This is a genomic window from Allobosea thiooxidans (genome assembly GCF_900168195.1).
Lineage (GTDB): Bacteria > Pseudomonadota > Alphaproteobacteria > Rhizobiales > Beijerinckiaceae > Allobosea > Allobosea thiooxidans.
In genome coordinates this window covers 1-19,047 of record NZ_FUYX01000028.1, presented here as the reverse complement: position 1 = coordinate 19,047, position 19,047 = coordinate 1, and the positions used below count along the sequence as shown (strand labels likewise).

The 19,047-nt window shown below is 63.3% G+C and carries 22 protein-coding genes and 1 pseudogene; 13 read left to right on the top strand and 10 right to left on the bottom strand.

The features are described from left to right. A partial coding sequence (locus B5Y19_RS25390) for a transposase (RefSeq protein WP_139384567.1) occupies positions 1-262 on the top strand: 262 nt, incomplete at its 5' end. Positions 263-282: 20 nt separating this feature from the next. Here the strand turns inward: B5Y19_RS25390 and bla are convergent. Continuing rightward, on the bottom strand, positions 283-1,092 hold the full coding sequence (bla, locus tag B5Y19_RS25385) for a class A beta-lactamase (RefSeq protein WP_055727677.1): 810 nt from the start codon (positions 1,090-1,092) through the stop codon (positions 283-285). A 103-nt stretch (positions 1,093-1,195) separates the two neighbouring features. Here bla and B5Y19_RS25380 point away from each other — a divergent pair, with 103 nt between their 5' ends. The 4 genes and pseudogenes from B5Y19_RS25380 (at position 1,196) to B5Y19_RS25370 (ending at position 3,363) form a co-directional block, all read left to right on the top strand. Further along, positions 1,196-2,059: a LysR family transcriptional regulator gene (locus B5Y19_RS25380; RefSeq protein ID WP_055727678.1), complete on the top strand. Its 864-nt coding sequence runs from the start codon at positions 1,196-1,198 to the stop codon at positions 2,057-2,059. A 7-nt stretch (positions 2,060-2,066) separates the two neighbouring features. Next, entirely contained in the window at positions 2,067-2,285 is a 219-nt protein-coding gene (locus B5Y19_RS25930) for a hypothetical protein (RefSeq protein ID WP_139384566.1), read from the top strand. A gap of 63 nt (positions 2,286-2,348) precedes the next feature. Further along, a pseudogene (locus tag B5Y19_RS25375) lies at positions 2,349-2,932 on the top strand (alpha/beta hydrolase family protein); the annotation flags it as partial. 74 nt (positions 2,933-3,006) lie between these two features. Further along, the gene (locus B5Y19_RS25370; protein ID WP_055727680.1) at positions 3,007-3,363 is read left to right on the top strand and encodes a DUF2200 domain-containing protein; all 357 of its coding nucleotides are present in this window, start codon (positions 3,007-3,009) and stop codon (positions 3,361-3,363) included. A gap of 174 nt (positions 3,364-3,537) precedes the next feature. Here B5Y19_RS25370 and B5Y19_RS25365 read toward each other — a convergent pair whose 3' ends face one another. Continuing rightward, complete coding sequence (locus B5Y19_RS25365) at positions 3,538-4,803, bottom strand: MFS transporter (protein WP_055727681.1); 1,266 nt, start codon at positions 4,801-4,803, stop codon at positions 3,538-3,540. 63 nt (positions 4,804-4,866) lie between these two features. After that, a complete protein-coding gene (locus B5Y19_RS25360) occupies positions 4,867-6,282 on the bottom strand; it encodes an amidase (protein ID WP_055727682.1) in 1,416 nt (471 codons plus the stop codon). Between the two features lie 179 nt (positions 6,283-6,461). Between B5Y19_RS25360 and gcvA the strand changes: the two genes are divergently transcribed. After that, the gene (gcvA, locus tag B5Y19_RS25355) at positions 6,462-7,337 is read left to right on the top strand and encodes a transcriptional regulator GcvA (protein ID WP_055727683.1); all 876 of its coding nucleotides are present in this window, start codon (positions 6,462-6,464) and stop codon (positions 7,335-7,337) included. Between the two features lie 159 nt (positions 7,338-7,496). On the opposite strand, the gene B5Y19_RS25350 is transcribed toward gcvA, so the two are convergent. From B5Y19_RS25350 to B5Y19_RS25325, 5 genes are all read right to left on the bottom strand, one after another. Then, the gene (locus tag B5Y19_RS25350; RefSeq protein WP_055727684.1) at positions 7,497-8,051 is read right to left on the bottom strand and encodes a lipocalin family protein; all 555 of its coding nucleotides are present in this window, start codon (positions 8,049-8,051) and stop codon (positions 7,497-7,499) included. Positions 8,052-8,666: 615 nt separating this feature from the next. Beyond that, a complete protein-coding gene (locus B5Y19_RS25340) occupies positions 8,667-9,209 on the bottom strand; it encodes a lipocalin family protein (protein ID WP_079592371.1) in 543 nt (180 codons plus the stop codon). A 155-nt stretch (positions 9,210-9,364) separates the two neighbouring features. Next, positions 9,365-10,600, bottom strand: coding sequence for an SAM-dependent methyltransferase (locus B5Y19_RS25335; RefSeq protein ID WP_244555726.1), 1,236 nt, complete (start codon positions 10,598-10,600; stop codon positions 9,365-9,367). Then, complete coding sequence (locus B5Y19_RS25330) at positions 10,597-11,400, bottom strand: DUF1365 domain-containing protein (RefSeq protein ID WP_055727686.1); 804 nt, start codon at positions 11,398-11,400, stop codon at positions 10,597-10,599. The genes B5Y19_RS25335 and B5Y19_RS25330 overlap by 4 nt, the downstream gene beginning before the upstream one ends. Continuing rightward, entirely contained in the window at positions 11,397-12,734 is a 1,338-nt protein-coding gene (locus tag B5Y19_RS25325) for an NAD(P)/FAD-dependent oxidoreductase (protein WP_055727694.1), read from the bottom strand. Before B5Y19_RS25325 ends, B5Y19_RS25330 begins: the two co-directional genes overlap by 4 nt. A 164-nt stretch (positions 12,735-12,898) precedes the next feature. On the opposite strand from B5Y19_RS25325, the gene B5Y19_RS25320 reads away from it, so the two are divergent. The 6 genes from B5Y19_RS25320 to B5Y19_RS25295 are packed head-to-tail and all read left to right on the top strand — an operon-like array spanning position 12,899 to position 16,997. Beyond that, positions 12,899-13,483, top strand: a complete 585-nt coding sequence (locus B5Y19_RS25320) for a hypothetical protein (protein WP_055727687.1) — start codon at positions 12,899-12,901, stop codon at positions 13,481-13,483. A gap of 30 nt (positions 13,484-13,513) precedes the next feature. Further along, the gene (locus B5Y19_RS25315) at positions 13,514-13,882 is read left to right on the top strand and encodes a DUF2147 domain-containing protein (protein WP_055727688.1); all 369 of its coding nucleotides are present in this window, start codon (positions 13,514-13,516) and stop codon (positions 13,880-13,882) included. A 55-nt stretch (positions 13,883-13,937) separates the two neighbouring features. Continuing rightward, on the top strand, positions 13,938-14,558 hold the full coding sequence (locus B5Y19_RS25310) for a sigma-70 family RNA polymerase sigma factor (RefSeq protein WP_079592369.1): 621 nt from the start codon (positions 13,938-13,940) through the stop codon (positions 14,556-14,558). Then, complete coding sequence (locus B5Y19_RS25305) at positions 14,555-15,178, top strand: ChrR family anti-sigma-E factor (RefSeq protein WP_055727689.1); 624 nt, start codon at positions 14,555-14,557, stop codon at positions 15,176-15,178. Before B5Y19_RS25310 ends, B5Y19_RS25305 begins: the two co-directional genes overlap by 4 nt. Further along, the gene (locus B5Y19_RS25300; protein ID WP_055727690.1) at positions 15,175-15,978 is read left to right on the top strand and encodes a DUF1295 domain-containing protein; all 804 of its coding nucleotides are present in this window, start codon (positions 15,175-15,177) and stop codon (positions 15,976-15,978) included. The genes B5Y19_RS25305 and B5Y19_RS25300 overlap by 4 nt, the downstream gene beginning before the upstream one ends. Further along, on the top strand, positions 15,975-16,997 hold the full coding sequence (locus tag B5Y19_RS25295; RefSeq protein ID WP_079592367.1) for an SAM-dependent methyltransferase: 1,023 nt from the start codon (positions 15,975-15,977) through the stop codon (positions 16,995-16,997). The genes B5Y19_RS25300 and B5Y19_RS25295 overlap by 4 nt, the downstream gene beginning before the upstream one ends. A gap of 20 nt (positions 16,998-17,017) precedes the next feature. On the opposite strand, the gene B5Y19_RS25290 is transcribed toward B5Y19_RS25295, so the two are convergent. Next, positions 17,018-17,431 (bottom strand): DUF2177 family protein, encoded by a 414-nt coding sequence (locus tag B5Y19_RS25290; RefSeq protein ID WP_055727696.1) that lies wholly within the window; start codon positions 17,429-17,431, stop codon positions 17,018-17,020. Positions 17,432-17,711: 280 nt separating this feature from the next. On the opposite strand from B5Y19_RS25290, the gene B5Y19_RS25285 reads away from it, so the two are divergent. Continuing rightward, positions 17,712-18,587, top strand: a complete 876-nt coding sequence (locus B5Y19_RS25285) for an alpha/beta hydrolase (protein WP_244555725.1) — start codon at positions 17,712-17,714, stop codon at positions 18,585-18,587. Here B5Y19_RS25285 and istB read toward each other — a convergent pair. After that, positions 18,571-19,047, bottom strand: a 477-nt coding sequence (istB, locus tag B5Y19_RS25280; protein ID WP_079591704.1) for an IS21-like element helper ATPase IstB, incomplete at its 5' end; no start/stop codon positions are given. The genes B5Y19_RS25285 and istB overlap by 17 nt on opposite strands.

Below are 19,047 nucleotides of genomic sequence, written 5' to 3'. Positions count from 1 at the left end.
TGCCGACTTCCACGCCATGATCAGAACCAAACGGGCCGAGCTGCTGTCGTCCTGGATAGAGCGCGCTTCAAGCAGCCTGATCGCTTCGCTGGCGAATGGCGTCAGGCGAGACGAAGCGGCCGTACACGCGGCGATCATCTCAACCTGGTCAAATGGTCAGACGGAAGGCCAGATCACCCGGCTCAAACTCGTCAAACGACAGATGTATGGCCGAGGCAAGATCGACCTCCTCCAGGCGCGCCTGATCGGTGCCCAATTATGAAAAACGTCAGCGAGATTGCGTCAGAGCCAACATTGGACGCCGAACGGGGGGCAACTTTGTGGGCCGTTTGACATGATGCCGATATTATTGTGCGTCGATCGCGCCCCGGTTCCGGTCTTGTGGCCGACTGTGTAGCCAGCTGGAACGCCTGCCTTGATCCGGCCTGCCCCAGTGGGAGTTTCGGTGATCCAACGCACAAGCAACTGCAGGTGCGCCGCTGAAAGCAAGTTGCCGCGCACGACGCGGTCGAGATTGGCGACATATTGCTCGGCTGTCGTGGTGTCGCGCATGTCGCCGGGCAAAGCGCTGTTCAGCTCGATTTCCATTCGATCAACGCTCGTGACCTGGTCGCCAATGCTCCGATACCACAGCTGGAAAGCAGCGAGCCCACCCATTTCGCGGATCAGTATATTTGCCGCCGGGTTGTCACTGACCTCGACTGCCGCCTTGCACAGCTCTTCCAGCGTGAGCGTTCTGCCAATCGCCGGCTGCGTGACCGGCCCATGCGGTACCATGTCGGCGGCTGTGATCGGGACGGCTCGGTCGAGCCGATCGCGCCCCTGCTGCACAGTCTGCATCACATAGGCAGCGAGAAACAGTTTGAATGTCGAACAGAAAGCGAAGCGCTCGGTCGAGCGCCAGCCGACCCGCTGGCTCTCTCGCGTTGCGAATAGCCCGAGGCGGCCGCCATGCCTCTCTTCGAGAGACCTTAGATCGAGACTAGTCCCAGGGGCAGCCGCCGCATGCCTGACGCCGACAAGAGCGGCGCCAGCGCCGACCAAGAATGAGCGCCGGTCCGCCACAAGGGATTCGATAGTGCGAGTTGTCATGTGCGTTTCGTCTCCATAGGGAGGCGCAGAGGTAGCGAGCCCGCATGACCCTAGCCAAATGATCGTTACTCAGATTTGATATGAGAAAAATTGGGGCTTCCGGATGGATATTTCGAGACTGCCGCTCAACGCGCTGCGCGCTTTTGAAGCGGCGGCACGGCTCGGGAGCCTGACCAAGGCAGGGATGGAGCTGCGCGTCGGCCAGACCGCCATAAGTCATCAGATCAAGTTGCTTGAGAAGGATCTTGGCTTTTCGCTGTTCGAGCGCCTGCCGCGTGGCATAGCCCTAACCGAGGAGGCGCTGGCGTTGCTGCCGGTGCTGACGGATGCGCTCCGACGCGTCAGCGACAAAGTGCACCAGCTTCGTACAGGCGGCACCGCCGAGATTCTCACGATCGGTGTGGTCAGCAGCTTCGCCCTCGGGTGGCTCCTGCCGCGCCTGAATGACTTCAACGCGCGGCACCCGCAGATCGAGGTGCGGATCAAGACGAACAACAACCGCGCCGACACGCTCCTCGACGGCCTCGATCTGTTCATTCGCTTCGGTGACGGTGCCTGGCACGGCACCGAGGCGGTCGAGTTGATGCAAGCCCCGCTCGCACCAGTCTGCAGCCCTGGGCTGGCCTTGTCAGTCCGCGCTCCGGCTGACCTGCTGACGCAGCACCTGCTGCGCTCATATCGTCAGGACGAATGGCCGCTCTGGTTCCTCACCGCGGGGCTGACTCCTCCGGTTGCCCGAGGCTGGATTTTCGATAACTCGCTGGCCCTGGTCGAAGCGGCAGCACAAGGTCTCGGCGTTGCGCTGGTCCCCGCCGCGATGTTCTCGCGTGATATCTGTGCCGGACGAATTGTACAGCCGCTCGACGTCGGTATCGTCACCGGCGCCTATTGGATGACGCGGCCGAGGTCACGGACCGAAACCAGCGCCATGGTGGCCTTTAAGAGGTGGATTGTCGCCGAGCTTTAAGCTGAGCATGGCGACGATCGTTTTCAAAGGCGTGCGCCAACAGCGGACACTGGTGGTCAGCCCGAAAGCGGACAGCAAGAGATTTCGACAACGCGACCGAAGAGCCGGCACCGACCCGAGAGAGCACGGGCCCGGCCGAAAGCCGAACAGTGCCGAAGGAGTCGCCGCCACTGCTCATTGGGAAGGCTTCGACGTGGGAGAACTGCTGCGGCAGGTTTGCGGCTGACAGCCGCCCAGCGGGACAGCGCAATGTTTCTTTTTCGACGGCCCAGACCAGGCCGACAAGCCGATCCTCCTGGCGCATGGGGCCGGAGCTCCGACGGAGCCGCCGTAAAAGACGGCATCCGAAAAGGCCATAGCAGGAAAGGGCTTTCGCATTGCCCGCTTTGAATTCGACTATATGGCGGCGCGGCGGACCGGGGTTGGGCGCAGCCACCGCCCCGCGCTGAAAAGCTAAACCTGCAATATATCGCTGCCGTCGACGCGCTCGGCAGGCAGGGATAGCTTGTTATCGGTGGCAGGTTGATGGGCCGGCGCGTCGCGAGCATGGTCGCGGACACGCTGTTAGATAGTGGCCGGATTCGTGCCCTGATCTGCCTCGGTTATCCCTTCCATCCGCCCCGCAAACCGGAACAATTGCATACCGGCCACCTTGTCGATCTGAAGACCCCCACCCTCGTCGTGCAAGGGACGCGGGACGAGTTTGGCAGCCGTGAGGAGGTCTTGAGCTATAATCTTTCGCCGCTGATCGACATCCTCTGGCTGGAGGATGGCGATCACGATCTGAAACCCCGCAAGCGAATTTCTGGTTTTTCAGCGGCCGATCATCTCGTGACCATGTCCGACGCAACTCTTACCTGGGTCGGGCGGATCAAACACTTGGCAGGGTCGCGATATGATGATGGAAACCGGGAGACGCCACGAGCAGCGCCGAGAAAGCGCAAGTGATGACCCAGCACCGCATCTACAGAATGAGCTTTGCCAAGATTTATCCGCTTCTGGTCGCCAAGGCGGAGAGGAAGGGGCGCACGAAGGTGGAGGTCGACCAGATCATCCACTGGCTGACGGGCTACGGCCAAGAGGCACTTGCCTCCCAGCTGGCGAAGAACTCGGACTATGAGACCTTTTTCGCCCAGGCGCCGGCGCTCAATCCCGCGCGCCTCAGCATAAGGGGAATTGTCTGCGGTGTCCGCCTCGAGGAAATCGCCGAGCCGGTGATGCGGGAAATCCGCTACTTGGACAAGCTCATCGATGAACTCGCCCGAGGGAAGGCGATCGACAAGATCTTATGCCGTCGACCATAGTCGGCGCGCTTGCCGGGGTCGCGCCATCAGGAAATTTTGGAACGTCACCAGGAACCGCACCTGTTCGCGTACAGCGACGCCCTTCAAGGGCGCGCGCTCCGGGTTAAATGCGCTGCGTTAGGCTGCGAAGGAGTGTTCGGAGGTGCGGCCAAGGCGACCGAATTCCACCGCAGCTCAATCGGGTGGGATGGATTGGCTCCATCTGCTCACCCTGCCAGCGGAGGGTCGCCGTGCCGCCAGAAACATGACGGCAGCGGCACCGGCGTTTGCGGCAGCGCTGACGGCAATGGGTATGACGTAGCTATGGCTGCGATCGTAAATGAAGCCTGCGGCGCCTGGTCCAACGAGCGTGCCTAGGGCAACGCTCGAATAGAGCACCCCGATGATGCGGCCGGCATGACGCGCACCGAACAGGTCGGCGACCACTGCTGGCAAAATCGCGACCCACCCTCCGTAGAAGAGACCGAAGATCAACGCGAACAGTATGAGCTGGCTCAAGGAGCCACCAAGGATCCAGGTCGGAAGTGAGGCGGCCATGCCGATATACATGGCGATCAGGAAGCTCTCGCGGCCCATCCTGTCCGCGATGCCGCCGAGGAAGAAGCGGCCAATCGTGCTGCCGATGCCGATGGCACCAAGTAGCCAGACTGCCGCCGAAGCGGGAACACCATGGTCGACCGCGTAGGGCGCGAGATGCACGAACGGTACGAAGACACCAAGCGCGCTCAGGAACGACGCAAGATAGAGCCCCGCAAATCGTCGCGTCCGGATTGCTTGGCCCACGGGCGTATCATTGCCCGCCTGCAGGGAGCCAACGACCATGGTACGTGCGATGCCGTCGGGCTGCAGGCCGCGGCAGCCAGGCTCGTCCTCCATGACGAATGCCGCCGCCAGGCCGACCACGATCGCGAGGATGCCGAGCGTGGTGTAGGCGTTGCGCCAGCCGAGGTCCGCGATCAGCCAAAGCGCGAACGGCGGCATCACGAGCGTCCCGACGCCAATGCCGCTGACCGCCAACCCGGATGCGAGACCACGGCGCTCGACGAACCAGCGTTGCACAGCGCCAAGTGTGGGCACATAGGCACAGCCGACGCCGACGCCGATACCGATGCAATAGGCCGCGTAGACCTGGAGAATGGTTTGCGCCTGTCCGGCCAGAATGAGGCCGAGGCCGACTAGCGTCATTCCGATTGCGGAAAGCGCCTTCACGCCGAGTCGATCCGCGAGCGGCGCGGAAACGATGCCGAGCGCGAAGTACATAAATCCGGCCAGCGAAAAAACCGCCGAGACCGAGCCGCGCGATGCCGCGAACTCGTGCTGGAGCGAGTCTAGGAACGCGCTGAATGTGTAGGCGCTCCCGAAGCCGACGAAGGTTATGACGAAGGCTGCGGCGACCACGAGCCAGCCGTAAAAAATCGTCGATGGCCTTTGCAAGTTCATGATTATCCTCTGCTGGCTAGCGGAGCCGTCTCGGCGTGCGATATGCGGGCCGCTCCCAAAACCTTAGGACCGCCTCGCGCCACTGAGGTCCGGTTGACGACGGTGCCAGGACGTTGCGCCCTGAAACGCTGCGCCGAGAGCAAGGAGCGCGCTTTCGTCGAATTCGGCGGCGATCAATTGCAGGCCGATGGGCATGCCTTCCATCGAGGCGCCCCCGGGGAAGACCAGCGTTGGGTGGCCACTCATGTTGAAGGGGCAGGTGTAGCGTTGCAGCTTGGCGATCAGCTCGGGCTGCTCGCCAAGGGTTGCGATCGTCTTCAGCGTGAGCGGCGCGAAAGGATGGACGGGCGTCAGGATGGCGTCGATCGACGATAACAGGGCCTCGACCCGGCCACGGAATGCCGCGCGGCGAAGAAGGATTTCCTGATAGGCCATCCCCGAAACGGCCATTCCGTTCTCGATGACGGACGATAGGATGGCGCCATACTGTTCCTTATGGAGGGCATAGGGCGCTTGATGGGCAACTGCCGTTTCAACCGCGCAGTTCGGGGTCCAGTCCGCCACGATCTGGCGGACATCGGGAAATGACACCTCGACGATCTCGACGCCCAGGTTCGAGAATATCGCGCAGGCTTCCGTCAGTGCGGCCTGTGTCCAATCGTCGACGTCTTCGGAGTTCCAGTACGGGTCGATCCCGATACGCTTGCCGCGTATATTCGCGCTTGCGTCGGTCACGTATTCGCGAACCGGACGAACGCTCGTCGTGGAGTCATTAGGGTCGTGTCCTGCCATGACCTTGAGGATCGCCGCGACGTCGATGACGTTCCGGGCGACCGGGCCGATATGGTCGAGCGAGGGAGCGAGGTCGAATGTCCCATAACGGCTAACGCGCCCCCAGGTCGGCTTCAGGCCGCTGACGCCGTTGGCGGCCGAAGGCCAGCGGATCGACCCGCCAGTGTCGGACGCGATGGCGCCGAAGCACAGGCCGGCGGCGGTCGCAACCGCTGATCCACTGGAGGAGATGCCCGCCCAATAGTCGCCGTTCCATGGGTTTTGCACCGGCGGAATCGATGGGTGGTAGTCGGAATACGCCCCCTCGGTGAGCTGGGTCTTGCCGATCAGCACTGCCCCTGCGTCGATGAGCTTTCGCACGACGGTCGCATCGCGCGCCGGCACATAGTCCTTATGGACCACGGTGCCGGCCGCCGTTGCGACGCCCCTGATCCAGCACAGGTCCTTTACCGCTATGGGAACGCCATGGAGCGGGCCCCGGTGGATTCCCGCCTCGATCTCGCGGTCGGCAATCTCCGCCTGGCGGAGGGCGCTCTCGTCCAGGACACGTGCAAAAGCCCGCAATTCATCATCCAGACGCCGAATGCGCGAAAGGAGCGCCTCGGTGACATCCTTTGAGGAGATGGCGCGGCGAGCGATAAGCTCTCCGACCTCTGTAAGACCACAGAACTCCACGTTGAAAGACATCCGATCCAACCTCTCCAGCGGTCACGCACGTTCGGGTACGACAGCCTATGATTTAGAATTCATGTATTTCTTGGCGGCTTGCTTGCAGCATTGACGCTTGATAGCGGCAGGAATTATCCTCTGCTCGCTGCTTGGACAAACCAGAAGACTTAATCCTGATGGATCAGATTTTCTAACTCATGCCGAGCCGATTACCTCCCCTTAACGCGCTGAAGGCGTTCGAGGCCGCTGCCCGAAACCTCTCGATCAAGCTGGCCGCGGAGGAATTGTGCGTGACGCCGGGGGCCGTCAGCCAGATGATTAGGGTCCTGGAGGAAAATCTCGGCGTGAAGCTCTTTGAGCGGGTGACGCGAGGGATTTTACTGACTGACGCGGGCCGCGATTATCTGCCATCGATACGCAATGCATTCCGCCAGATCGCCGGTGCATCCGAGCGGATCGCGGCTCAGATGGATTCTGGGCTGCTCACCCTCAGCACCACGCCCTTTTTTGCGTCGGCATGGCTGGTGCCGCGATTGTCATCCTTTCGAACGGCGCAACCCGGCATCGATCTGCAGATCATAACCAGCAATGCAATGGTGGATTTTTCTCGCTCGGACGTGGATGTTGCGATCCGCCACGGGATGGGCCGATATTCAGGACTTCGCAGCGACCGCGTCGTCACGGTCGAGATGATCGCCGTGGCGACCCCCGACCTGATCGACCGAGCCGGCCGTCCGAACCGGCCATCAGATCTCGTGCGTTGGCCGCAGGTTCACGATGCCGAACGAAAGGGCTGGAGCCTGTGGTTTGACACGCACGGCGTTGCTGAGAGGACGCCTGCGCGTGGCCCCTCCTTCGATGACAGCGGCCTCTTGCTAAAGGCGGTGCTTGCCGGTCAAGGCGCGGGACTGCTCCCGGCTGCCCTGGTTGGGGATGAACTGCGTGACGGGCGTTTGATCCAGTTGTTTCCGCCCGCTCGAATGGAGGAGTTTGCCTACTATCTCGTCTGTCCGAACAACCGACAGCAGCAGCCCAAGATCGCAGCGTTCCGGGATTGGATTTTGAAGCCATGACGGCAAGGAGGAGGGATTTACATCCTTAGCTACTGACTTCGGCACGGAGCTTCGACTGGCCTGCTGCCGGTTTCATGAAACACCTAATCTAGGTGTCCACGAAACCCAGCAGGCCAGAAGGGCCCGTGATGCGCAATAAAGGGAGCAATCCCGTGAGGCTCAACGGCGTGTCTGCTCGGGAAATTCAAGCCTGTTGACATCGTAGCCCAGCGCGGCTGCACGTGCGACCAGCCGCTTTCGCTGTGTTGGGCTAATCTCCGGATCGCGCGTGAAGATATAGAGGTCACGCAGTGTCGGATCAGCCGAGATGAACCAGCTGTAGTCGTCGGCCCGGTCGAGTATCCAGTACTCCCGCTGAACCGGCACAAAGCCGTAGAGCTTATAGTCGACCCTGAGCTTGGCGTTAACGCCGGGATCGAGGATCGTACCAGGTCCGCCGACGGTCTTGAGTTCGCCGCGCGGGTTGCCCATCCGACAGGAATCGAGGACCTGTATGCCGCCGGCGCGGTCTGGCCCATATTCCGTCGCGCCGGCGACGCAGCCATCCGTGATTGTCATGGGGCGTCGAGCGATCTCGTGCCAAATCCCCGTGTAGAAGCGCTGAACGTCAACTCGCTTTCGCGGCTCGGGCGCCTGCTGCGTCTGAGTTATCGAGTTTCCCACGCATCCGGTCAGCGAAACGGTGGCGACGGCAGTGAGCAGGATCGATTTCATGGCGGCCTCCCTGGCGACGGGCGACCGTGCACCCCGGCGCACCCGAGGCGTTACGCGCGAAACCGTCCCGCAGATCACTGCCAACCGGTCTCGTAAGGGAGAATCAGCCGGAGGTGGTCAACTGCGCCGAACAAATCTTTGCAGACGAAGATCCCCTGGAAGTCGCTCCCGCATGATTCACCCCCACCCGAGCGGCTTATCCCTGAGACTGTGTATGGTCACCTCGACGCTTCCCGCTCGGCAAACGTGAATGGAGGCCACATGGACACCGGGTTCCCGCGCCAGGATTATCTCCGAAACGAAGAGGCTGATCCAGTTGCGGGCAGACAACATGTTCAGACAGCGCGGGCTCCGGATGGGAAAGGATGCTTCCGACAAGCAGGCCGCGCTCGCGGCGCAGGTCAGCATGAGGGGCCGCCAGGAGGCGGTTTCAAGTAGCAACGGACTATTTTTGCCATTCACAACAGAAAGGGAAGTTTAATGTTCATTATTGGCGCCTTGCGTCGGATCGTTTGCTAGGTTAGGCCACTCTACACTCAGGCTAACATACGAAAGCCTGTCGGACCGCGGGGACAAATTCGAGGGGTACGCCGACGGTCGACCTCTAGCGCTTGGCTATTGCTGCGTTCGCCTTAATAACGCGGTGTTATAACCGAGCGTCTTTGCTCTACTCACCAGAGTAGAATATTCCTGCGGACTGACAGGGCGGCTTCGCGTCAAGATCCATAGATAGCGCCCAGACGGTTCGCCAACGATCGACCAGGAATAATCTGGCGCCCTGTCGAGGATCCAATAATCGCCTTCGAACGGCCAGAAGAATGTGACCCTCAGCTTCGCACCGTTGGACGCCTCGACCACGCGGGCGGATGCTTCCGCTGTTTTCAGCGCACCAGAGGGACTGCCCTGCCGGCAGGAGTTGATGACACTAACCGTCCCGTCCGCCTTGAGCGCGTATTGGGCTGCAACGGCTTCGCAGCCCGCCTGAAAACTGGCTTCATAGCGCCCCTGTTCATACCACTTGCCCAGATAGCGGCTCAGCTCGACCGGCTTGCTCGGCTGGGGAACGTTTGCGTTGCCAACTGGCCGGTTTTCCAGGGGAACGCACGCCCCAGAGAGTGTTCCGATTCCAATGGCAAGCAGGAGCGAGAGCGGTTTCATTGCTGATCCTCATAGGAGGGCGCTGTTCCAACGCCGGACGGATCTGGCTGTTCCCGCTCCTTGCCTGCTAGAAGCAGAACGGCTTCCGGATACGCACCGTGGCCTTACTACGAAGGCCGAATGTGCCGGTCGGCACAGCATCTTCGGAGCCGCCATCAAGTTCGGCGCAGGGCCACCAAGTTGACGTCGATCGTCCGGGCGCGGAAGCCGGCTTCGCAGTAGCAGAGGTAGAACTCCCACAGCCGGCGAAACGGCTCGTCGAACCCCAAGGGAGCGATCTCGGCCCAGCTTTCCAGAAAGCGCCGGCGCCACTCCTTCAGGGTCAGGGCATAGCTGCCCCCGAAGTCGAGCTGCTCGACTACGGCGAGAGCGGCGGCCTCGGCACTGTTCTTCAGCACCGGCACCGACGGCAGGCTGCCGCCGGGGAAGATGTAGCGCTGGATGAAGTCGGTGCCCTGCTGGTAGCTCTCGAACAACGCGTCATCGATCGTGATCGCCTGCAGGACGACGCGGCCGCCGGGCCTGAGCGAGCGGTTGAGAGTGTCGAAATAGGACGGCCAATAGGCGCGGCCGACCGCCTCGATCATCTCGATCGAAACGATGCGGTCGAACTGCCCGGCGATGTCGCGATAGTCCCTGAGCTCGATGGTGACGCGCTCGGACAGGCCCGCCTTTGCAATGCGCTTCCTTGCGGCTTCGAGCTGCGACGGCGACAGGGTAATCGCGGTCACGCGGCAGCCCTCGCGGGCCAGCCGCTCCGCCAGCGCACCCCAGCCGCAACCGATTTCCAGGACATGCTCGCCGCCCGAGAGGTCGAGCATGGCGACGATCCGGTCGAGCCGGCGCTGCTGGGCGGCCTCGAGCGTCTCGGCCGGCGTCTCGTAGAGCGCCGAGGAATACATCATGCTGGCGTCGAGCCAGCGGCCGTAGAACGCGTTGCCGAGATCGTAATGCGCCGTGATGTTGCGGCGGCTGCCGCGGCGGGTATTGGCGTTCAGAACGTGGCGCAGGCGGTTGAGCAGCCGCGCCGGCCAGGCGCCCGACACCAGCCCGCGCAGCGTCGCGTCGTTGCGCGCGCCGAGCTCGATCAGGGCGGTGAGGTCCGGCGTGTGAAGGTCGCCGTCGCGATAGGCTTCCGCCAGGCCGATATCGCCATCGAGCAGAAGGCGGCGTATCGAGCGCCAGTTGTTCAGGATCATCGTCGCCTGCGGCCCCGGCAGACCGGGCGCGCTGCAGAGCCGTTCGCCATCCGGCGTGAAGATCGTCAGGTGGCCGATGGCGATCCGGGAGAGCACGCGGCGCAGGAACCAGCGCGACAGGCCGATACCACCTGGCAAGGCGAGCGCCTCTTCGGGCATGCTGAAATGCTGTTCCGCGTCGGGACGGCTCATGGCTTCATCGGTCCTTTCGCATGGGCTGTCACGGCTCTGCCAAGACTGAAGGAGTGTTCGGGCGCCGCCGGATGGGGCCGCCAGGAAATCCGCTTCGCCAGCAGGCGCAGGGCGTGCCAGTGGATGGCCGCCGTGACCTTCAGCGTGAGCAGCGGATGGGTTGCGAGCAGCCGCAGCAGGGCCGCGTCGCTCAGTTCCGTGCGCTTGCCGCTCAACACGGCGGTGATCAGGCGCCCCTCCGCGTCGCTGCCCTCGATGGCGACGGAAACGCGATCTCCCGGCGCGGTGACCGTGAAGGCGTAACGCATGTCGAGGTTCATGAACGGCGAGACGTGGAAGACCTTGTCGGCCTCCTGCCTCAGCGCGCCTTCCGAGACATCGGCAGGCGCCACATAGCTGTGGATCTCGCCGAAGGTGTTGTGCACCTCGTAGACGGTCGCGCAGAGGCTGCCGTCGCGGCGGTAGCAGAAATAGGTGCTGAGCGGATTGAAGGCGTAGCCGAGGATGCGCGGCATGGTCAGCAGGCGGATCGGGCCGCTGTCATGCGCGATCCCGGCCTTGGCCAGGGTTTCCTCGATCTGGAGCCGCAAGGGCCGCCCGCTGCGATCCCCGTAATCCGCGTCGCGAAAAGCGTAGAGATTGAAGCGGTTGCGCGAGAAGAAGCGGAGCTTCGCCGACACCTGATCGATCTCGTCGAGATCGAGCAGCATCCAGAACACGCGATAGGCCAGCGCATGCGGCCGGGGCCGGAACCGATGGTGCCTGACAAGGCCGACATAGAGGGCGGATTGCAGGGTCATGCGGCCTGCTCCAGCCGGGGCAGGATCGGAATGCGACCGGATTCGTTGGGGACGTTCCAGGGCCGGCGGACGCCGCCGAGCGCCTCGGCAACGGCAAGCCCCGACTGCAGGCCATCCTCGTGGAAGCCCGATCCGAAATAGGCGCCGCAGAACCAGCTTCGACGCATGCCCTGCAAGGACCAGAGCCGTTCCTGCCCGTCGAGCGCCGCCGCGTCGAACAGCGGGTGTTCGTAGATCTCCTCGTGGAAAATCGACTCTTCGCGCAGCGTATCCGGCGGATTGAGCGTGACGAAGAAGGGCTGAGCCTCCGGCAGGCCCTGGAGCCGGTTCATCCAGTAGGTGACCGCGCAGGCGGAATCCGGCTGCGCGCGCTGACCGATATGGTTCCAGCTTGCCCAGGCGCGGCGGCGCTTGGGCATCAACGCTTTGTCGCCGTGCAGCACGGCGCGGTTGCGGCTGTAGCGGAAGGCGCCCAGCGCCTCGGCTTCCATCGGGCCGGGATCGGCGAGCATGGCGAGCGTCTGGTCGGCATGTGTCGCGAAGACGACCTGGTCGAAGGTCTCGGTCCAGCCGTCGCCCGTCAGGACGACATCGTTTGCACCACGTCGAACCTGACGTACCGGCGCGCCGACCCTGACTTCGCCGGAAAAGGCGGCCCGCAGTTTCTGCACATACACGCTGCTGCCGCCTGTGACGGTGCGCCAGACGGGCCGGTCGGTGAGCTGGAGCAGCCCGTGATTGTGATGGAAGCGCAGGAAGGCGGCGGCCGGATAGGACAGGATCTCCGAGCATGGAGCCGACCAGATCGCGGCCGCCATCGGCAGGAGATGATCGTCCCGGAAAGCGGCGCCATAGCCTCCGGCGGCGAGATAGTCGCCGAGCGAGATATTAGCAGCGTGCCCCGCCAGCACATCGCGCGATGCATTCCGGTAGAAGCGGGTGATGTCCTGCAGCATGGCCCAGAAGCGCGGGCGCACCAGATTGCTGCGCTGGGCGAACAGGCCTGCGACGCTGGTGCCGCTATATTCAAGCCGCCCGCCATCGAGCGAGACGGCGAAGGACATCTCGGTCAGCTGGGTGGCGACGCGCAAATGCTCCATCAGCGCGATGAAGTTCGGATAGGTCGCCTCGTTGTAGACGATGAAGCCAGTATCGACCGCCGTCTCGCCGCCGGCACCCGCGACGCAAACCGTGTTGGCGTGACCACCGAGACGGGGGGCAGCCTCGAAAAGCACCACATCATGCGCCTGCGCCAGCAGCCAGGCCGCCGAGAGACCGGATATGCCGGCACCGATCACGGCGATCCGCATCGCCTTGCCATGTGCCCGTTCCATCGTCGCTGCTTCATCGATCATGACGGGTATACGCGGCCAGGGCCCGACTGGATTTGCCGCGACGCCAGCAAAAGCGCGCCGGCCGAGTGACCCGCCGCAGCGCTTCCTGCGTAACCGAAGACAGGCCGGGACTTTCCGGGAGGGCGACGATGCCGATGAGCCGAATGAAACGGGTCGCTGCTGCGATCGGCGCCTACGTGGCGCATCCCGATCCGCGGGCCGCGATCGCCAATACCGTCGCGCTGGTCATCGTCTCGAACCAGCCCTTCTACCCACTCTATCTCTATTGGGCGGTCTCGCCCGTGGTCACGCCGTCCTATCTCACCTTCCTGTCGACGCCTTTCTTCGCGGCGGTGCCGGCCGTCATGCGGCGCAGCGCCATGCTCGGGCGATCGCTGCTTCTTATCGCCGGCATCGGCAATACATTGCTCTGCCGGGCCGCCTTTGGCCCGGGCTCGGGGGTCGAGGTCTTCCTGTTTCCTTGCCTCATGCTGGCGCTGATACTGTTTCGCCGCACGGAGCGCCTCTTCGCGCTCGGCTTCGCGGCACTGGCCTTTGCCGCCTATCTGCTGCCGGCCAGCATACTGGGGGCGCCGATACATCTCTACGGGCCCGACGAATACGCAGCCTTGCAGCGCCTGAATTTTCTGAGCGCTGCATCCCTGACCGCCCTGATCGGATGGCTGTTCGTCGGGCGTCTGGACACAAATTCGCGCGCCGATGAAACCGACGGCGCGGCCGGAGCGTAGACGAAACGCATTCGCCGAAAGGACTTCATCATGACGCGCCTTCCGCTTGTCCTCGCCCTCGTCGCTCTTTCGGCCCATAGCGCCGCCGCCAACGATCTCGACGGGACATGGCTGCGCGACGACGGCAACGCCCGCGTCAGGATCGCGCCCTGCGGCGACAAGATCTGCGCCACCAATCTCTGGATCGGCGACAGCAGCAAGGGCGAGGCGGCCGGCGACAAGCTCGTCATGACGCTGGCCCGCCAGCCCGACGGTACGTTTTCCGGCAGCGCCTACGACGCGAAGCGCGACTGGACCTATTCGATGACGATCACCGCTAAACCCGGTGCTCTCACCACCCGCGGCTGCATCGCGGCGAAACTGATCTGCCGTGACGTGAACTGGAAGGCCGTGGAGTGATGGCGCCCGCTCTCGCCCAAGTGATCCAGTGCGGAGCCGGCCGCGTATCTCGTATATGGTTCCCGCATTCGCCCTGACCGTCGACGGCATGCGCAACGCGGGAGCTGTCGCGCAAGGAGTTCGGTTTATCGTCTTGTTCGACCCCAACAGTCTGATTGCCGCCATCGCGCGCTCGGGCGACCGGGCGGCCTTTGCCGAATTGTTCGACCATTTCGCGCCACGCGTGAAGGGATTGCTGATGCGCGGCGGCGCCCCGGCCGAGCTGGCCGAGGAGGTCGCGCAGGAAACGCTACTGGCCGTCTGGCGCAAGGCCGCGCTGTTCGACCCCGCGAAGGCAAGCGCATCGACCTGGATCGCCGCGATCGCGCGCAACCTGCGCATCGACATTGCCCGCCGCGAAACGCGCTCGAGGTTGTCGCAAGTTTACGAGATTCTGGATGAAGAAGCCCCTGAACAACCTGATGAGACACTTTCTGGCGCGGAACGCGATGCGCGCGTGCGTGCCGCGATGACCCATCTTTCGCCCGACCAGTACCGCGTGGTCGAACTCGCCTTCATCGAGGGTTTCAGTCATCAGGATGTCGCCGATCGCCTCGCGATCCCGCTGGGCACGGTAAAATCCCGCCTGCGCCTGGCACTATCGCATCTGCGTGGCCGGCTGGAGGATCTGCGATGAGCATTTCGCATCGCCCGTCCGACGAGACGCTTGCCGCCTTCGCAGGGGGCCAGCTCGACGAAGGCCTCGCGATCGTCGTCGCCTGCCATATTGAGGCGGATCAGGAGAGCCGCGGCCGCCTCCGCGAGCTCCAGGCCGTGCAAGGCGCGCTGCTGGATGCGGTAGAGCCCGTCGCAATGGCTTCCGGCCCAAGCCTTGCGCCCACGGCAGCAAAACCCGAGGCAGCGTCGGTTGAGACCGCCCCGATGTCCGAGGGGATGCCGAAGGTGCTGCGCCCCTATGGGCTCGGCCCCTGGCGCCCCATCGGCATCCGCATCGCCATGCGACGCGTCGAGGTTCCCGGGGCAGACGCGCGCGTCTTCATGCTCCGCGCGGGGCCCGGAATCTCCCTGCCGCACCACAAGCATACCGGGTTCGAGTGGACCACGATCCTCGCCGGCGCCTATGAGCACGAATTTGGGCGCTACGCAGCCGGCGATTTCGACGAGGCCGATGCCGAGCATGATCATACGCCGCGGGTCGATCCCGTCGAAGGCTGTACCTGCATCGTCGCGATGACCGGGAGCGTGCAGTTGCAGGGCTGGCTCGGCCGACTGCTGCAACCGCTGGTGCGGTTTTGACGATCGCGTCCTTCGCAGGGGACCTGGTGTTCGTGGCAGTGGCCATGTCGACCTTCATGGCCCTGGCGACGCTGGTCGAGCGTCGCACCGGCAATTCCGGCTGGATCGACGTGGTCTGGACTTTCGGATTGGGGCTGACGGGGGTTGCCGGCGCCTTGCTGCCTTTCGGGGCTGGGCCAATGTCGCGACGCCTGTTCGTCGCAACGCTCGCTTTGGCATGGGCGCTTCGGCTCGGCCTGCACATCGCGCGACGGACGGCCGGCATCACCGAGGATCCCCGCTATGCGAAGCTGAAGCGCGACTGGGGTAGCGATGCCCCCCGGCAGCTGGCCCGCCTGCTGCAGATGCAGGCGCTTGTCAGCATTCCCCTGGGATTGGGAATCGTCCTCGCTGCACATAACCCCGCGCCATCGCTGGGCTGGCGGGATTTCGCTGGCTTGGCCCTGTTCGGCGCCGGCCTTGCAGGGGGAGCCATCGCTGACGGGCAATTGCGGGCCTTCGCGCGCTCGGGAGCGGGAGGCGTCTGCGACCGTGGCCTGTGGCGCTGGTCGCGGCATCCGAACTACTTCTTCGAGTGCCTGCTCTGGTGCTGCTATCCCGTGATCGCGCTCGGCGCCGGCTATCCCTGGGGTTGGCTCGCCCTGCTGGCACCGGCCTGCATCACACTGCTACTCACCCGCATCTCCGGCATACCGCCCCTGGAAGAGCACATGCTCGCCAAGCACGGCGAGGCCTATCGGGCGTACCAGAATCGAACCAGCGCCCTGATCCCGCTGCCGCCGAAAGGAGCGACGTCATGACGATCATGCAGAAGCTTTCGGCTTGGGGAGAACGGCTTCCTGTTCCCGACTTTGTAAGCCGGGCTGTTATTGCGTCCCTGGTGCGGGCTACAGATCGTTCGCTTGAGGTCGATCCGCCGAATACTGAGACCTTCGCACGTGAAATGGCGGCCCTTCCTATTGCCGCCCATACCGACGCGGCCAATAAACAGCATTATGAACTACCTGCTACATTCTTTGCTCAGATTCTCGGTTTGCAGCTAAAGTACTCGTGCTGCTATTACAACAGTCGATACGACACGCTCACGGTTGCTGAGCAGAACGCTCTGGAACTGACTGCAGAGCATGCGGACATTTTGGACGGACAACGAATTCTAGAGCTTGGTTGCGGTTGGGGTTCCTTGTCGCTGTGGTTAGCGGAACGCTATCCCAAGGCTCAAATCACGGCCGTATCCAACTCAAATTCGCAGCGGAATTTTATCGAACAGGAAGCATGGCGCCGTAGTTTCTTAAATTTGAGAGTTATTACGGCAGACATCAATAGCTTTTCTCCGCCCGAGAATTTTGATCGCGTCGTTTCGGTCGAGATGTTCGAGCACATGGCGAACTGGCGCGAACTGCTCGGGCGGATTCGTGGCTGGCTGAAGCCGGACGGCCGGCTCTTCATTCATGTCTTCGCCCACCGGCAGGGCTGCTATCGATTTGATGTGGCCGATACCAGCGACTGGATCGCGCAGCATTTCTTCACCGGCGGCCTGATGCCGAGCGCGACGCTCGCTCACCAGTTCCCCGATCTCTTCACGGTGGAAGACGAGTGGCGTTGGAGCGGCGAACACTACCGTGCCACGGCCGAGGACTGGCTGGCGAATTTCGATCGCAATCTCGCGCAGATCGATCCGATCCTGCGCGAGACCTATGGTGCGGATGCGCCGCTCTGGCGCCGGCGCTGGCGGCTGTTCTTCCTGGCGACAAGCGGACTGTTCGGCCATGCCCAGGGCGATTCCTGGGGCGTCCATCACTACAGGCTGCGCGCGGCCTGACCAATTAGCTGGGCTGGGGATCAGACCCAGCCCCAGCCGACCAGGCGCCGGACCACGATAAAGGCGACCCATGTGCACAGGCCGACGACGACGGCGCCATAGACGAGGTCGGCGAGCGTGATCGTCAGCGTCCAGGGCCGCAGTGTGGCGTAGTTGGTGAGGTCGTAGGTCGCATAGGCCAGCAGGCCGATGAGCGCGCCATTGAGCAAGGCGGCGCCCGCGCTTCCGTCACGCAGCGCGGGCATCAGCGCAAAGTGGACTACGCCGAGCGGGAAGCCGAAATAGAACAGTGCCGCCGGCCAATAGCGCACCTGTTCCAGAAGTAAATCGCCGAGCGCAGGGCGATACAGTTTGGACGCCATTGTGCCCAACCAGATGGCATCACAAATGCCGAAAGCGACAAGAAAAGCGAGATAACCGGCAACGAAGCTCATCGTGATCTCCAAAGGTTCCGCGAAGAGATACGTCGCTTTCGCGCTCGTGGTTCAGAGCGGCCGGCGATCGAGAACGATCGGCCAGGAAATCCACTTTGATGAGGGAAGCGTATAGGGTTGCATGCCTTCTTGCGAACCGTCCATTGCGACCCGGATTGTCCGACGTACGATCGCGCCCCTGCTGGCTGGGCTCGGCGTTTCGGCATGCGCCGCACTCCGACCGGGGCGCCTGACCGACGGCGCACGCGATGTAGCTTATGGCCTGCATCCCCGGCAGCGGATGGATATCTACGTACCTTCGGGTCGCGGTAGCGCGCCCAAGCCGGTCGTTTTCTTCGTCTATGGCGGCTCCTGGGCCAATGGCGCCAAGGAAACCTACTCGTTCGTGGGGGACGCGCTTTCCGCTCGCGGCTTTGTCACGGTGATTGCGGATTACCGGCTGGTACCGGAGGTCCACTTCCCGGTCTTCATCGAGGACGGCGCGCAGGCGCTGCGTTTTGTGCGAGACAACATCGCCCGCTTCGGCGGCGCCCCGGAGGCGATCCATCTGATGGGACATTCGGCGGGCGCCTACAATGCGATGATGCTGACTCTGGACAAGCGATATCTTGCCGCCGTTGGCATCCGCGCTGGCGATGTCCGATCCATTGTCGGCCTCTCCGGCCCCTACGACTTTCTCCCGTTCGATATCGACGTCACGAAAGAAGCGTTCGGAAACGCGCGCGACCCCGTCCGGACGCAGCCAATCAACTTTGCCCGGCGCGACGCACCGCCGGTCTTTCTGGCCACGGGATCGGAGGACACGACGGTCCTACCGCGCAATAGCGAGCGTCTGGCGCTGGCACTCCGAAAGGCGGGCGCGCGATCGGTCTCGCTGAAGATCTATCAGGGTCTCGGCCATGCTGGCACGGCCACGGCGCTGTCCCGGCTTCTGCAATGGCAAGCGCCGGTTCTCGACGACGTCGTCATGTTTCTAAAGACGTCTGTGCATCCGGTTTGTCAAACGGCCCGCAAAGTTGCCCCCCGATCGGCGTCCAATGTTGCCCCCTTGAGTATGCTTCACGGCGAGGAGGCGGCGCGGCGGAGCTGGTCTGGATTGCGCAGCCGCGCCGGCTCCGGATCGGTGGTGTGCGGGGAACTCAGAGCCTGTTCTTGAAGCGCCAGCTTTCGTTGCCGGTCTCGACGATGTCGCAGTGATGGGTCAGCCGGTCGAGGAGCGCGGTGGTCATCTTGGCGTCGCCGAAGACGGACGGCCATTCGCCGAAGGCGAGGTTCGTGGTGACGATGACGGAGCTCTGCTCGTAGAGCCTGCTGACCAGGTGGAAGAGCAGTTGCCCGCCGGACTGGGCGAAGGGCAGATAGCCGAGTTCGTCGAGGATGATGAAGTCCATGCGGGCGAGATAGTCGGCCATGCGGCCCTGGCGGCCGGCGCGGGCTTCGGCCTCGAGCTTGTTGACGAGATCGACGACGTTGAAGAAGCGGCCGCGAGCGCCGGCACGTATGCAGGCCCGGGCGATCGCGATGGCAAGATGGGTCTTGCCGGTCCCGGTGCCTCCGACCAGGACGACATTGCGCTGATGAGCCAGGAAGTTGCCGCCGGCGAGATCATGGACGAG